Source organism: Kumtagia sp. (genome assembly GCF_059502445.1).
The window spans coordinates 189109-202523 of the sequence record NZ_JCACER010000076.1; the positions used below are offsets into that span (position 1 = coordinate 189109).

Annotated in this window: 14 protein-coding genes; 5 read left to right on the forward strand and 9 right to left on the reverse strand. The window is 66.6% G+C overall.

Features of this window, described 5'->3' with window-relative positions; translation table 11 throughout:
* Nucleotides 1-176 precede the first annotated feature (176 nt).
* Nucleotides 177-1331 carry an FIST N-terminal domain-containing protein gene (locus AC5JDC_RS20700; protein ID WP_106771863.1) on the forward strand — a complete coding sequence of 385 codons (1155 nt, stop codon included), beginning with the start codon at nucleotides 177-179 and terminating at the stop codon, nucleotides 1329-1331.
* Between the two features lie 2 nt (nucleotides 1332-1333).
* The gene (locus AC5JDC_RS20705; protein ID WP_495844187.1) at nucleotides 1334-2671 is read left to right on the forward strand and encodes an ATP-binding response regulator; all 1338 of its coding nucleotides are present in this window, start codon (nucleotides 1334-1336) and stop codon (nucleotides 2669-2671) included.
* A gap of 125 nt (nucleotides 2672-2796) precedes the next feature.
* On the opposite strand, the gene AC5JDC_RS20710 is transcribed toward AC5JDC_RS20705, so the two are convergent.
* Nucleotides 2797-3477 carry a response regulator gene (locus AC5JDC_RS20710; protein ID WP_106771865.1) on the reverse strand — a complete coding sequence of 227 codons (681 nt, stop codon included), beginning with the start codon at nucleotides 3475-3477 and terminating at the stop codon, nucleotides 2797-2799.
* Nucleotides 3478-3680: 203 nt separating this feature from the next.
* Here AC5JDC_RS20710 and AC5JDC_RS20715 point away from each other — a divergent pair, with 203 nt between their 5' ends.
* Nucleotides 3681-4361 (forward strand): DNA alkylation repair protein, encoded by a 681-nt coding sequence (locus AC5JDC_RS20715; protein ID WP_495844189.1) that lies wholly within the window; start codon nucleotides 3681-3683, stop codon nucleotides 4359-4361.
* A gap of 13 nt (nucleotides 4362-4374) precedes the next feature.
* On the opposite strand, the gene AC5JDC_RS20720 is transcribed toward AC5JDC_RS20715, so the two are convergent.
* The 3 genes from AC5JDC_RS20720 to AC5JDC_RS20730 all read right to left on the reverse strand — a co-directional run bounded on the left by AC5JDC_RS20720 (nucleotide 4375) and on the right by AC5JDC_RS20730 (nucleotide 6076).
* Entirely contained in the window at nucleotides 4375-4860 is a 486-nt protein-coding gene (locus AC5JDC_RS20720) for a MaoC family dehydratase (protein ID WP_106771866.1), read from the reverse strand.
* Between the two features lie 110 nt (nucleotides 4861-4970).
* Nucleotides 4971-5402, reverse strand: a complete 432-nt coding sequence (locus tag AC5JDC_RS20725; protein WP_495844191.1) for a phasin family protein — start codon at nucleotides 5400-5402, stop codon at nucleotides 4971-4973.
* 86 nt (nucleotides 5403-5488) lie between these two features.
* Entirely contained in the window at nucleotides 5489-6076 is a 588-nt protein-coding gene (locus AC5JDC_RS20730; protein ID WP_495844193.1) for a GNAT family N-acetyltransferase, read from the reverse strand.
* Nucleotides 6077-6283: 207 nt separating this feature from the next.
* Here AC5JDC_RS20730 and rirA point away from each other — a divergent pair, with 207 nt between their 5' ends.
* Nucleotides 6284-6748, forward strand: a complete 465-nt coding sequence (gene rirA / locus AC5JDC_RS20735; protein ID WP_495844195.1) for an iron-responsive transcriptional regulator RirA — start codon at nucleotides 6284-6286, stop codon at nucleotides 6746-6748.
* 118 nt (nucleotides 6749-6866) lie between these two features.
* On the opposite strand, the gene AC5JDC_RS20740 is transcribed toward rirA, so the two are convergent.
* From AC5JDC_RS20740 to hemP, 5 genes are read right to left on the reverse strand one after another with little or no spacing between them, the layout of a single operon-like run.
* Nucleotides 6867-7664 (reverse strand): heme ABC transporter ATP-binding protein, encoded by a 798-nt coding sequence (locus AC5JDC_RS20740; RefSeq protein WP_495844197.1) that lies wholly within the window; start codon nucleotides 7662-7664, stop codon nucleotides 6867-6869.
* 10 nt (nucleotides 7665-7674) lie between these two features.
* Nucleotides 7675-8778, reverse strand: a complete 1104-nt coding sequence (locus AC5JDC_RS20745) for a FecCD family ABC transporter permease (RefSeq protein WP_106771870.1) — start codon at nucleotides 8776-8778, stop codon at nucleotides 7675-7677.
* 8 nt (nucleotides 8779-8786) lie between these two features.
* On the reverse strand, nucleotides 8787-9692 hold the full coding sequence (locus AC5JDC_RS20750) for a heme/hemin ABC transporter substrate-binding protein (RefSeq protein WP_495844199.1): 906 nt from the start codon (nucleotides 9690-9692) through the stop codon (nucleotides 8787-8789).
* A 10-nt stretch (nucleotides 9693-9702) separates the two neighbouring features.
* The gene (locus AC5JDC_RS20755) at nucleotides 9703-10761 is read right to left on the reverse strand and encodes a hemin-degrading factor (protein WP_495844200.1); all 1059 of its coding nucleotides are present in this window, start codon (nucleotides 10759-10761) and stop codon (nucleotides 9703-9705) included.
* Nucleotides 10762-10769: 8 nt separating this feature from the next.
* The gene (gene hemP, locus AC5JDC_RS20760) at nucleotides 10770-10982 is read right to left on the reverse strand and encodes a hemin uptake protein HemP (RefSeq protein ID WP_495844202.1); all 213 of its coding nucleotides are present in this window, start codon (nucleotides 10980-10982) and stop codon (nucleotides 10770-10772) included.
* A gap of 200 nt (nucleotides 10983-11182) precedes the next feature.
* Here hemP and AC5JDC_RS20765 point away from each other — a divergent pair, with 200 nt between their 5' ends.
* Complete coding sequence (locus tag AC5JDC_RS20765) at nucleotides 11183-13414, forward strand: TonB-dependent hemoglobin/transferrin/lactoferrin family receptor (RefSeq protein ID WP_495844204.1); 2232 nt, start codon at nucleotides 11183-11185, stop codon at nucleotides 13412-13414.
* Nucleotide 13415: the final 1 nt, after the last annotated feature.

The following is a 13415-nucleotide window of genomic DNA, read 5'->3' on the forward strand; positions in this document are numbered from 1 at the left end:
GGCGAGAATGCAGCCGGCCCCCGAAAGCGTATATTGTACTAAAGGCCAGCCGCTTCGCCGCCCAGCATTGCAAAAGAGCGTCGCGCGGACAAGAATGCATCACGTCATCGTGCGTGGGCACGGCAGTTGCGGTCGGCGGCGGAAGGCCGGAGGAATTGGCGCCAGTCACATCGAAGATGACCTATGGCTGCGGCCTGACGGTGCTCAGCACCGAGCGGCGCGATGCCGATGTCTTCGCGGCAAGCGTGGCCCGGGAGGCCGCGGCGATCGACGCCGGCTTCGCCCTGTTCTTCTTCTCGCAGGAGCTCGTCGCGGCTCGCGATCTTTCCGCGGCGATCGCCCGGCACGCGCCGGGACTGCGGCATGCCGGCTGCTCGACCGCCGGCGAGATCACGCCGTTCGGGCTGGAGGAAGGGCAGATGCTGGCCATTCTCTTCCCGGCGCGCCGCTTCACCATCGTCAGCGCCATGATCCGCAACCTGTCGGGCTGCGGCATGGACAGGATCGCCGCCGACGTCGGCACGCTCAGGCGCACGCTCGCCGCCCATGCCGGCGATTCCTCCTCGGCGGGCGCCTTCGCGCTCTGCCTGATCGACGGGCTGTCCTTCGCCGAGGAATCGGTGACCTCGGCGATCCACTGGGGCCTCGACGACATCCCGCTGATCGGCGGATCGGCCGGCGACGACCTGCATTTCGAGACGACGACGCTGCTGAGCGACGGCGCCGTCGACACGGATTGCGCGGTGGTGATCCTGGTCCGGACCGACGTGCCGTTCCAGGTGTTCAAGACCGAAAACTTCGTTCCAACCGACGAGAAGCTGGTGGTCACCGCCTCCGACCCCGACCGCCGGATCGTCCACGAGTTCAACGCCGCTGTGGCGGCGGAGGAGTTCGCGCTGGCCGTCGGTATCCTGCCCGACGCGCTCACCCCCTTCAGCTTCGCCTCGCATCCGGTGGTGGTGCGGGTCGGCGGCGAGTACTACTGCCGCTCCATCCAGAAGCTCAATCCCGACGGCTCGCTGTCCTTCTTCTGCGCCATCGACGACGGCGTTGTGCTGTCGATCGCGCAGCCGACCGGCATGGTTGAATCGACGCGCGCCGCCCTTCAGGAAGTCGCCGAGAAGGTCGGCGGTATCGACGTGATACTCGGCTTCGATTGTGTGCTGCGCCGGCTCGACGCACGCAACCGCCAGGTGCTGCGCGACATCTCCGACCTCTACCGGACCAACAACGTCGTCGGCTTCGGTACCTATGGCGAGCAGTACCGCACCATGCATCTCAACCAGACGCTGACCGGCATCGCCTTCGGCCGGCAGCAAGCGGCGGAGTGACGATGCCGGTCCGCGACATCACCGACGTCGAGCGGCTGAGGAAGATCAACGCCGCGCTGATCTCGCGCGTCGAACGCTCGATGGACCAGCAGGGCAATGCCTTCACGCTGTTCCAGACGGCGATCAACCTGGAGAACCGGATTCGCAGCCGCACCGAGGAGCTGCGCTCGACGCTCAGGCGGCTGGAGCAGTCGAACATCGACCTCTATTCCGCCAAGGAGGCGGCCGAGCAGGCCAACCTGTCGAAGACGCGCTTCCTCGCCGCCGCCAGTCACGACGTGCTGCAGCCGCTCAACGCCGCGCATCTCTCCGTCTCGGCGCTGGCCGAAGTGCAGACCAGCGAGGAAGGGCGCCGGCTGGTCGGTCAGGTCGAGCGCTCGCTCGCCACCATCGGCAATCTGCTGCAGACACTTCTCGACATCTCGCGGCTGGACGCTGGCGTGGTGCGGCCCGACGTCACCGAGGTCGCGCTGGAGCCGCTGTTCGCCTCGCTCAAGTCGGATTTTCAGCCGCTCGCCGAACAGAAGGGGCTGAGCTTCCGCTTCCGCGCCGGCAATGCGGTCGTCCGCTCCGACCGCACCATGCTCAGGCGCATCCTGCAGAACATCGTCTCCAACGCCATGCGCTACACGCGCTCAGGCGGCGTGCTGGTCGGGGCGCGCCGCCGCGGCGCGACGATCCGCATCGAAGTCGTCGACACCGGCTGCGGCATCGCCGAAGACCAGCAGGAGGCGGTGTTCGAGGAGTTCCACCGCGGCGCCGGCGCGGTCGAAAGCGACGCCGCCGGCGCCGGGCTCGGGCTCGGCCTGTCGATCGTGCGCCGCATGGCCGACACGCTCGGGCATCGCATCGCCGTCTCCTCGGTGGTCGGACGCGGCACCGTCTTCCGGCTCGACGTGCCGGCCGTCTCGCCGCGGCGTCTTGGCCTGCACTCGGCCACCTCGCCGGCGCGGCCGCGCGGCTACGGCCTGTTCGGCACTAAGGTGCTGCTGATCGAGGACGACGACGCCGTTTCCACCGCGATGGTCGCGCTGCTGGCGCATTGGCAATGCGCGGTGCGGGCCGCCGCATCCTCGGGTGAAGCGATCCGCGCGCTCGGCGACACCGACTGGCTGCCGGACGTGATCATCGCCGACCAGCATCTGGCGGATGGCGATCTCGGCACCGAGACCGTCGCCGCCGTGCGCGCCTATCTCGGCCGTCCGGTGCCAGCACTCATCGTAACCGGCGACCCCTCCCCCATGCTGGCAAAGACAACGCGCGCCGCGGCGATCGAACTGATGCGCAAGCCCGTCAAGCCGGCGGAGCTCAGGGCGCTGCTGGCGCATTTGCTGGCCTAAGATGAGCGAATAGCGAATAGCGAATAGCGAATAGCGAATAGCGAATAGCGAATAGCGAATAGAAGCAGATACGGGGTACTCCCTATTCGCTACTCCCTATTCGCTATTCGCTCTCTTCTGTCCGCTCAGAATCCCTGCTCCCTAAACAGATCCGCATTGTCCAGCTTCGACACCTCGATCACCGCCTGGGTGCGGCTGTAGACGTTGAGCTTGCGCAGGATCTCCGAGACGTGCGCCTTCACCGTAGTCTCGCCGACCTGTAGCTCATAGGCGATCTGCTTGTTGAGCAGCCCCTGTCGCAGCATCTGCAGGACGCGCAGTTGCTGCGGGGTCAGCGTCGCCAGCCGGCGCACCATGTCGGCGCGGTCGGCGGTGTCCGGTTCGGCCTGTCGAGCGCTGTAGTTCTCCGGGACATAAACGGCGCCTTCCATGACCGAGCGGATGGCGGCCGCCAGATCGTCCTTGCGCGCCGATTTCGGGATGAAGCCGGCCGCACCGTAGGACAATGCCTCCGAGATGATCCTGGGTTCCTCATGCGCCGACACCACGACGATCGGCAGGCGCGGGTGGCGGGTGCGCATCTGCAACAGTCCCTCGAAACCATGCACGTCCGGCATGCTGAGATCGAGCAGCGCGAGGTCGAAAGGCAACGGACCGGACAGCTTGTCCAGCGCCTCGGCGATCGACTTGGCCTCCACCGTGTCCACGTCGGGATAAGCCATGCGCACGGCGCTGTGCAGCGCCTCGCGGAACAGCGGATGATCGTCGATGATCAGGAAGCGCGTCGCTTCGCTGCTCTGGCTCATGGCGCAACTCCCTCCCGGCCCTCCTCGCGGACCGGACCTCCTCCTCGGCCGGCAGCTCCCGACACCGGCGGCCTGACACACCCTGTCAGAAGTTCTGGCACGACTTCAAGCATGGAAGTGGATCGGTCATGCGCTATGATGGGCTGGCGGAGAGCGAACCCTGGAACAGCACCGGTGAAGGAGCGCCGGATGGAGGAGGCACCATGTCGACGAGCATGCCGATCAAGGAAATCCTGCGCGAGCTCGCAACGCTCGAAGACCCGAAGATGCGCGAGGCCAACGAACGCCGCGGCGACGATCACGGCGTGAACCTCACCCACCTTCGCACGCTCGCCAAGCGGCTGAAGACGCAGCATGAGCTCGCGCTTCAGCTCTGGGCAACGGGCGGCACCGCAGCGCGCCTTCTCGCGACGCTCATATGCAGGCCGAAGTCGTTTTCCGCGGCCGAGCTCGATGCGATGGTCCGTGACATCCGCTCTCCAAAACTCCTCGACTGGTTCATCGTCAACATGGTGAAGCCGGGCCGCCACGCAGAAGAGCTCCGCCCGGTCTGGAAGGACGAGGACGATCTCGTCGGCCGCGCCGGCTGGAGCCTGACGACGGACCGGGTCGTCAAGAACGCAGACGGTCTCGACCTCGATGCATTGCTCGACCAGATCGAGAGGGAGCTGAAGCAGGCTCCGGACCGCAAGCAGTGGACGATGAACCATTGCCTGGCGGAGATCGGCATCCATCATCCGGAATTTCGCAGGCGGGCGATCGCGATCGGCGAGCGGCTGGCCGTGCACATCGACTACCCCGCGTCACCCGGCTGCACGCCACCCTACGCGCCGGCCTGGATCGCGGAGATGGTTCGCCGGCGCGAGCAAGCGCCGGGTGCATGACCACCGCGCGAGGCTATGCCCCGCGCCTGCGCCGCTCGTAGAGCATCACCAGCGTGTGGGCCACCAGCGCCGGCCTGTCCTCCCCTTCGATCTCCATCGTGTTGGACGCCTTCATCAGATATTGGCCGGGACCTCTATCTTCCATCGACAGGAGCGTCGTGCGCAGCCGCACGCGGGCGCCGGAGCGCACCGGTGCGGTGAAGCGGACGTGGTCGATGCCGTAGTTGAAGGCGCCCTGCGTGTTCTCCGGCAGGATGCGCATCTCCTGGATGAAGGAGCCGATCAGCGAAAGCGACAGGTAGCCATGGGCGATCGTGGTGCGCAGCGGGCTCCTGCGCCGCGCCAGCTCGACATCGACATGGATCCACTGCCGGTCGCCGGTGCATTCGGCGAACTGGTCGATCCGCGCCTGGTCGACCGTCACCCAGTCCGACACGGCGAGTTCCTGCCCAATCAATCCGCGCAGTTCGTCGAATGTCGGCGCTACCTCCCGCGGCATCGCGTCCCCCTTGCTCGATACGATATGAAGCTACTTAGCCGGCGGTGCCGGAAGCGCAAGACGGGAGGCCGGCGCCACCGGGCGATTGCCAGCGACGGCAGCCGGCGCCGCTACTTGCGCCTGTCGTAGCCTTCGCGGATCTCCTCCATCGAATCGCGGATGCGGGCGCGCAAAATCTCCAGCGATTCGGCGCCCGATTTCTGCGCGATCTGCGCCACCTCGCTGGCATTCCTCACTGCGGCCTCGAAGGAGCGGCGGGCGAACTCGGCATGCTTCGACATGGCCTCGCCGGCACCGGGCATGGTGTTGTAGCTGCGGGCGAGGTCGGCGATCTCCTCCAACTGCCTGTGCAGCGCCTCGCGCTGCCTGGCGATGATAGTAGAAGCGCCCGTGGCCGATGCCGAAGCCGACTTCTGCAACGCCTCCAGGTTCTTGCGGTGGTGCTCGAGGACCGCCTCGATGTCCATCTTCGGCACCTTCATGTCGCGGCCGAAGCTGTTGAACAGGTCCAGGAAGGATTCGCTGTCGGGTTTGTTGACCATGACTTCCTCCTTGCTTGCACAAGGAGGATAGGCGCCGGGCACGGCGCGTCAAATCACAGGATCGGTCGCCGCGAACAGCAGTGCCGCTACCTGCCGATCGCACGCGTCGAAGCGACCGGTGCGCCACGGCCGAAGCCGAGCATGCGCAGCGGCCACCACGGCTCGCCGCGCGTCTCCGCGACCGGCGGCAGCGGATCGAGCGCGATGACGCCGACCGCCTCGCCGGCCTGGAAACTCAGCCGCGCCTGGAACTTGCGCGCCAGCCGGCGCATCCGGTCGTTGCCCGGATGCGTGGTCACCCGCAGATGCCGGTAGCCCATGGCGCGGGCGTGCGCCAGCAGCCGTTCGAACAGCAGCGCACCGATGCCGCGGCCCTGCAGTTGCGGCTCGACGCTGAAGGCGATCTCGGCCGTCGGCTCGTCATGGCCGGCGCATTCGTGGATCTCGGCGGCGCCGCGGACTTCGTCGCCTTCCAGATAGCCGATCACCGTCGTTCCGCGCGCAAAACTGCGCTCGGCATAGGCGGCGACGAAAGCATCGCCGATGCCGCCGTTGAAGCGGTCGTGCCGGCTCGACGGATCGAGCCGCAGCAGATGATCGCGGAATCGCAGCAGGTCGGACGGTCGAAGCTGCCGGATCACGCCCGGAATCGGGCGCTCGCTGACTGGTGCCATGTCGTAGCCCTCATGGGTTCCTCCCCGTGAGTTGACGACTCCCGCGCGGATATTGTGCGCCGCAGCATCGATTGCAAGGCGCCTGCCTGCGACATGTTCGCAAAACATGACAGGAAAGTTCAGGAAATGGATACTCTTGTCTGGAATTATTCCAAACTATGGTCCATATTCCGGCTTACGAAAGACTCTGCCCGCGGAGGAACCACCATGCGGCTGACCCGACAGACCAACTACGCCATGCGCATTTTGATGTATTGCGCGGCCAATGACGGACGGCTGAGCCGGATTCCCGAGATCGCCGAGGCGTATTCGGTATCCGAGCTGTTCCTGTTCAAGATTCTGCAGCCGCTGGTCGAGAACGGCCTCGTGCAGACCGTACGCGGCCGCAACGGTGGCGTCCGCCTCGGCCGGCCGGCCGACAAGATCAACCTGTTCGACGTCGTGCGCGTCACCGAAGAGAGCTTCGCCATGGCGGAGTGTTTCGAGAACGACGCGGCCGAATGCCCCCTGGTCGACAGCTGCTCGCTGAACGCGGCGCTGCGCGAGGCGCTCAACGCCTTCTTCGCCGTGCTGGAGCGCTACACGATCGAGGATCTGGTGGCGTCCCGCAAGGACGTCCGCACCTTGCTCGGCATAGAGGCCCTCGCCTCCGTGCGCGCGCCGGCGGCCTGACAGGCATTCCGCTTACAGCACGTCGCGTGAGGAAGGACTCACGCAACGTGCTGTAAGGCCTTGATGTTGCGCATATTCTTCCGAAATCGCTACCCGCTTTCGGGAGACATTTCCTAGTCTACAGACGCGCCGCCACCGACTGCGGCAGCACGAAGGGCACGCCGCCCGCCGGCAGCACCCCCACCTTGAGCTCGCAGTCGAACACCTTTGCGATCAGCCTGTCCTCAAGCACGTCGCGCGGCGTGCCGGCGGCAGCGATGCGGCCATGGTTCATGACGGCGACCCTGTCGGCATACATGGCCGTCAGGTTGAGGTCGTGCAGGATCGCCACCACGCCGCCGCCGCGGCGCGCATAATCGCGGGCAATGTCCATGATGACGAGCTGGTGCTTGATGTCGAGGCTGGATACCGGCTCGTCGAGGAAGAGATAACGCGGCCGCCCTTCCAGCACCGGTGCCCACACCTGACAGAGCACGCGCGCCAGCTGGACGCGCTGCTGCTCGCCGCCGGAAAGCTCCTGGTAGAAGCGCCCGCCAAAACCGTCGAGATCGACCTTCGCCAGGGCGCGTTCCGGCAGCCGCTCCGCCTCGCCGGCGAGCGCGCCGGAGCGCCCGCCCATCAGCCCGAGCTTCACCACCTCGCGCACCGTGAACGGAAAGGAAAGCTGCGTCGCCTGCGGCAGCACGGCACGCATGCCGGCCGCCTCGGGCGGCCGCATCGCCGCGACCTCGCGGCCGTTGAGCGTGATGCGGCCGCGATAAGGCAGGTCGCCGGTGAGCGCCCGCAAGAAGGTCGTCTTGCCCGACCCGTTCGGCCCGACGATCGCCGTGATCTCGCCCGCCGAGGCCGTGAACACAACGTCCTCGACAATCCGTCGATCGCCGATCGAGACGCCGACAGTGCTCGCTTCGATCATCGCCGGCACCCTACAGGTCGAGGATGCCGCGCCGCCGCAGCAGTATCCACAGGAAGAACGGGCCGCCGGCGGCGGCGGTTAGGATGCCGATCGGCAGTTCGGCCGGCGCTACGATGGTGCGGCTGACGGCGTCGGCGATCAAAAGCAGGCTGGCGCCGAGCAGGGCCGCGCAGGGCAAGAGGTAGCGGTTGTCCGGGCCGATCAGCAATCTCAGCAGATGCGGCACGACGATGCCGACGAAGGCGATGCCGCCGCTGACGGCCACCGCCGCGCCCGTGCCGGCCGAGACCAGCAGGATCGCCACATGCTTCAGCCGCTGCACCGGCACGCCGAGATGCGCGGCGGTCGCCTCGCCCAGCGCCATGGCGTTCAGTCCGCGCGCCAGGAATGGCGATACCGCGAGCACGGCGACCACGATCGGGCCGACGGCAAACACCTTGCTCCAGGTTGCGCCGGCCAGCGAGCCGAGCGACCAGAAGGTGAAGTCGCGCAGCTGCCGGTCGTCGGCGACGAAGATCAGCAGGCCGGTCAGTGCCACCGCCATGGCGCCGATGGCGATGCCGGCAAGCAGCATGGTGGCGATCGAGGTCTGACCGCGCCGGGTGGCGACGCGGTAGAGGGTGAGCGTCACCGCCAGCCCGCCGGCAAAGGCGGCGAGCGGCAGCGCATAGATGCCGAGGACGGCGGTGAGCGGCGCCAGCAGGGTGCCGCCGAGCACGATGACCGAGACGGCGCCAAGGCCGGCGCCGGCCGAGACGCCGACGATCGCCGGATCGGCGAGCGGATTGCGGAACAGGCCCTGCATGACAGCGCCGGAGACGGCGAGCGCCGCGCCGACCAGCATGCCCATGACCACACGCGGCATGCGGATGTCGTAGATGATGATGCGGTCGCGCTCGGAGAGCACCGCCTCCCCTGCCCCGGCCGGCAGCAGCCAGCCCTTCAGCACCGCGAACGCGGATGCATCCGAGGCGCCGGACGAGACGCCGAAGGCAGCCGTCAGCGCGAGCACCACGCACAGGGCGCCGATGACGAGCCTGGCCCGGCCCGACCTGTCGCCCGCGATCTGTCCGGAATGCATCGTTGCCGGCGCCACCACCGATTGAATGGACATCGGCAGGCCTACTGCTTGATCGTGTCGCCGTAAAGCTCGCCGGCAAGGGCACGAACGGCATCGGCGGTGCGGGGGCCGAAGCCGAGAAGGAAGGCGCCGCCCATGCGGACCAGGCGCTTCTGCTCTCCGGCCGGCGTCGAGAGGATGGCCGGCAGCGCCAGGAGCTGCGCCTCGACGGTCTCGTGGTCGCCCTCGCCGCGGTCCATCATCAGGATGAGATCCGGCTTGGCGGTGATGATCGCCTCGTCGGCCAGCGGCCGGTAGCCGGCGAAACCCTGGATGGCGTTGACGCCGCCGGCAAGCTCGATGATGCCGTCAGCAGCCGTGTCGCTGCCCGAGCCGAGGATCTTGCCGTCCTGCAGGCCGAGCACGAACAGCACCCGCTTGCGCTCGCCGATGCCGGCGGTCAGCGCCTCTGCCGCCTTCATGTCGGCATCGACCTTTTCGGCGAGTTTTTCCGCCTTCTCGTCGGCGCCGATCGCCTTGCCGACGATCCTGATCTTGTCGAGGATGCCTTCATGTTCGAAGTCGTCGGGTACCTCGATATAGGGGATGCTGGTTTTCTTGAGCACGTCGACGGCTTCCCGCGGGCCGCTGCCCTTGAGTGCCAGGATGCCCGTCGGCTTCACCGACAGCACGCCTTCGGGCGACAGCGCGCGCATGTAGCCGACATCCGGCAGGCTGAAGGCTTCGCGCGGATAGACGCTGGTCGAATCGCGGGCGACGAGCAGTTTTTCCTCGCCCAGCGCATAAACGATTTCGGTGATCGAGCCGCCGACAGCAACGATCCGCGACGGGTCCGGGAAGACCTCGACGCCTTCGACGGCATGCGACGGCCCGGCGGCCGAAAACAGAAAAAGCGCGGTTGCAAGAACCGCGCGCAGCGACGAACCGCCGAAACCAGCTATTTTCATTTCCGAACTTTCACGCGGCGGTCGAGCAGGGAATGCGCGGCAGGCGCTCGGCGAGGGACCGCCAGTCCTCGCGCTCGCCTTCGCCCTCATGGCGCTTGCCGAAGAACTGTATCACCAGCTGGCCGGCCGCGTCATAGGCCTCAACGGAGGTCACGTGACCGTCCTTGGTCGGCTTGCGCACCGCCCAGGTCTCGTGAATGTGGTCGGCGCGCAGATGCAGGTGGAACGTCTCGTCGAAGACGTTGATCCATGGACCCATCGGCGCGACAGAGCGGATCGGCCCGGAATGGATCTGGATGCAGCCGCGGCTGCCGACGAAGCACATGATCGGCTGGCCGCTCTCGGCCGCCCCGTTCATCAGGTCCGATACCGCCGCGAAATCGAGCGGCCATGCGAACTCAGGCCCGGCCAGATGCATGGCGCGCCGCCGGCTGATCTTCAGCGTGCGCAGCATGCCGAAGAACTGGTGGGTGTCGGTGAGCTTGCTCCAGCGCTCGCGCAGCATCTCCGGCGACACCGATTCGTCGTCGGTCTCGACCGTCCGCAGGTCGGCCCGCACCGCGACAACCGGCGACTGGTCGGTCGCCTCGAGCGAGGCCACCAGCTTCTGATAGGCATAGAGGTTCGAGCCGGCCCGCAGATGCACCTTGTGCACCGCTTCGCCGGTCGCGTCGAAGAACTGCAGGCTGCGGCGGATGTCGTCGCCGTCGCGCTTTTCCACGGCGAAGCCATGGGCCCAGACCTTCGGAAAAATGCGCAGATCGATGTCGGCGCCGAGCACCATGGCGCTCTGCTCGCCAGTCACCACCTTGTCGTAGACGCCGATCTTCTCATGCACGGCGCTGTCGTTGCGGGTCAGCGCCATCACCTCGCCAACGGCCTCCAGCCCGGCGAGCAGGTCGTTGACGCGCGGCTCGATGCGCAGCGCGCTGTCGCCGCAATACGCGGCGACCAGCTCCGCCTCGGAGATGCCGAGCTTCGCCGCGAGGTCGCGCTCGCGCATCTTGGGATTGTCGGCGCGCTCGCGCCGGATATGCTCCGGCGCGGGCTTCACATGCTCTGCACTCACGGGCTGCATCACTTGTTGAGAATGAGCTTGCCCTGGCGGGTGATCTTCAGCCGGTAGAGCGAGCCGGCATGGTCGATGCCGATCTCGTGCTCGCCCTGGAACAGCGACTGGCTGGTCAGCGTGCGCACCGCCGCGGGCCGTTTGAACTCGGGCCGATGCAGCGTCTCCCCGGCATAAGGACGCGCGCGATGGAAGAAACCATTCGGATTGTGCGTGTTCATCTCGATCGACCCTCTCGGTCTCGCCGCGGTACCGCCCCGGCCCGGTAGCCCGAAGGCCCGCCCTGTTATCTTGACTTAAAATATCAGGTTTTATAGGGAGTGCAATACCGGATAATTCGAGTCAAGATTATATCGGACAACAAAATGATGCCAGCCAGCCACGAGCCAGCCCGCATTTGCCATTGGCATGGAGCAGGGACATGGGGCACGGGCGGTCTGAAGAGACCAAGGGGTCGAGGTCGGGCAAGGCTGACGGATCGGCGCTTTCAGGGAGAATCGCACTGCTGGCGAGCGTCGCCGCGCTGGCGCTGATCGGCGCGCCGGCCTTCGCGCAGGATCAGGCGGCGACGGATCAGCAGCCGGCGGAGCAGGCGGCGCAGGAGGGAGCCGGGCAGCGCAGCGACCAGGGCGCGACCGTGCTTGACCAGATCACGGTGGTCAGCCGCACCGGCGAATCGGCGATCGATACGCTCGGCTCGGTGAGCCATGTCGACCAGGAGCAGCTCGAGCGCCGCATGGCGGTGACGCCGGGCGACGCGCTGTTCGGCGTTCCCGGCGTGACGGCGCAGACCGATGCCAAGCGCGCGGCGACCAGCATCAATATCCGCGGCCTGCAGGATTTCGGCCGCGTCGCCGTCATCGTCGACGGCGCGCGCCAGAATTTTCAGCGCACTGGCCACGGCACACAGTCGGTCTTCTTCATCGACCCCGAACTGATCAAGCAGGTGGACGTGATTCGCGGTCCCGTCTCCAACACCTACGGCTCCGGCGCGATCGGCGGCGTGGTCTTCTACGAAACCAAGGACGCGGAAGACTTCCTGAGGCCCGGCGAGACGTGGGGCGCCTCGACCACCGGCCGCTTCGACAGCAACGGTGAGGGCTGGACCACCAGCGGCACCGCCGCCTACCGCATCAGCGATTCGGCCGACATCCTCGGCAACATCGTCTGGCGCGACTTCGGCGACTACAAGGACGGCGACGGCGACACGGTCGACGGCACCGGCTTCGACGTGCTGAGCGGCATGCTGAAGAGCACGCTGAAGCCGACCGACAACAGCGAGTTGAAGCTTGGATGGGTCGGCGCCAACGACGGCTGGTCGGAGGGAGGCGAGAATTACGACGTCGACACCCGCCAGAACACCTTCACCGGCCGCTACAACATTACCGACGACGACAAGAGCTGGCTCGACCTGCACATCAACGCCTCGGCCAACATCGCCTCGCTCGACCAGACCTACAACCGCGACGTGACACGATACAGCTCGGTGACTGGCCTGCCGATCGTCGTCCCGGCCGGCTCGAAAACCGGCTACGATCTCGACACCTACAGCATCGACGTCTGGAACACCTCGCGCTTCGACACCGGCGCTGTGTCGCACGAGCTGACTTATGGCGGCGACTGGGTCACCGACGATGTCGTCACCTCCAGCCCGGAGGGCGGCAGCGACATCTACACCCCGTCCGGCAAGCGGCGCGTGTCCGGCGCCTATATCCAGGAGAAGTTCACCTGGGAGTGGCTGGAGGTCATCGGCGGGCTCCGCTACGACAGCTACAAGCTGGACAGCGACGAAGGTGAAGTCTCAGGCGACCGGCTATCGCCGCGCATCACCGTCGGCGTTTCGCCGTTCCAGAACATCGGCCTGGAGGGACTGCAGATCTACGGCACCTATGCCGAGGGCTATCGCTCGCCGTCGCTCTCCGAGACGCTGATCAGCGGCCTTCATCCGAACGGCGTGGTGTTCCCCTTCCTGCCCAATCCGGACCTGAAGCCGGAGACCGGCAAGACCTGGGAAGCCGGCATCAACTACGCGCAGGACAGCGTGATCCAGGCCGGCGACAGCCTGCGCATCAAGGCGGCCTACTTCAACAATGACATCGACGACTATATCGGAGGCACGGAACTTAACGCGGGTGACCCGGGCTGTCCGTTCATTCCCGGTCTTCCCCCGGTCTGGGTTCCGGGTGGCTACTACGTTCCGACATGCTTCCAGTACCAGAACTACGCCAACGCCAAGATCAAGGGTTTCGAGTTCGAGGCCGTCTACGACGCCGGCTGGGGGTTTGCCGGCTTGAGCGCCTCGATCATCGACGGGCACACCGTCTCCTATGCCGGCGTGCGCGAGGATCTCGCCACCATCCCGTCGTCGCAGGTGACGGCGCAGCTCGGCTTCCGCTTCCTCGAGGACAAGCTGACGGTGGGCGGCGAGGTGCAGTACAACGCCGCACCCAAGGGCAACCCGGTCGCCGACGACTTTACGCTGGTCAACGCCTTCGCCAGCTACCAGGCGAGCGAAGACTTCCGGCTCGACTTCCGCGCCGACAACATCTTCGACGTCAAATATGTGAACCCGCTCAACGGCACGACCACGGCCACGCTTTACGAGCCGGGCGTGTCGCTGAAGCTGGCGGCGACCATGCGCTTTGGAGGCTGAC

Excerpts from the sequence above, each read along its gene's own strand:
- AC5JDC_RS20715 (WP_495844189.1), top strand. The coding sequence starts at position 3,681 with ATGTCGACGAGCATGCCGATCAAGGAAATCCTGCGCGAGCTCGCAACG.
- AC5JDC_RS20745 (WP_106771870.1), bottom strand. The coding sequence starts at position 8,778 with ATGTCCATTCAATCGGTGGTGGCGCCGGCAACGATGCATTCCGGACAG.
- AC5JDC_RS20750 (WP_495844199.1), bottom strand. The coding sequence starts at position 9,692 with ATGAAAATAGCTGGTTTCGGCGGTTCGTCGCTGCGCGCGGTTCTTGCA.
- hemP (WP_495844202.1), bottom strand. The coding sequence starts at position 10,982 with ATGAACACGCACAATCCGAATGGTTTCTTCCATCGCGCGCGTCCTTAT.
- AC5JDC_RS20700 (WP_106771863.1), top strand. The coding sequence starts at position 177 with ATGACCTATGGCTGCGGCCTGACGGTGCTCAGCACCGAGCGGCGCGAT.
- AC5JDC_RS20705 (WP_495844187.1), top strand. The coding sequence starts at position 1,334 with ATGCCGGTCCGCGACATCACCGACGTCGAGCGGCTGAGGAAGATCAAC.
- AC5JDC_RS20730 (WP_495844193.1), bottom strand. The coding sequence starts at position 6,076 with ATGGCACCAGTCAGCGAGCGCCCGATTCCGGGCGTGATCCGGCAGCTT.
- AC5JDC_RS20710 (WP_106771865.1), bottom strand. The coding sequence starts at position 3,477 with ATGAGCCAGAGCAGCGAAGCGACGCGCTTCCTGATCATCGACGATCAT.
- AC5JDC_RS20720 (WP_106771866.1), bottom strand. The coding sequence starts at position 4,860 with ATGCCGCGGGAGGTAGCGCCGACATTCGACGAACTGCGCGGATTGATT.
- rirA (WP_495844195.1), top strand. The coding sequence starts at position 6,284 with ATGCGGCTGACCCGACAGACCAACTACGCCATGCGCATTTTGATGTAT.
- AC5JDC_RS20765 (WP_495844204.1), top strand. The coding sequence starts at position 11,183 with ATGGGGCACGGGCGGTCTGAAGAGACCAAGGGGTCGAGGTCGGGCAAG.
- AC5JDC_RS20740 (WP_495844197.1), bottom strand. The coding sequence starts at position 7,664 with ATGATCGAAGCGAGCACTGTCGGCGTCTCGATCGGCGATCGACGGATT.
- AC5JDC_RS20725 (WP_495844191.1), bottom strand. The coding sequence starts at position 5,402 with ATGGTCAACAAACCCGACAGCGAATCCTTCCTGGACCTGTTCAACAGC.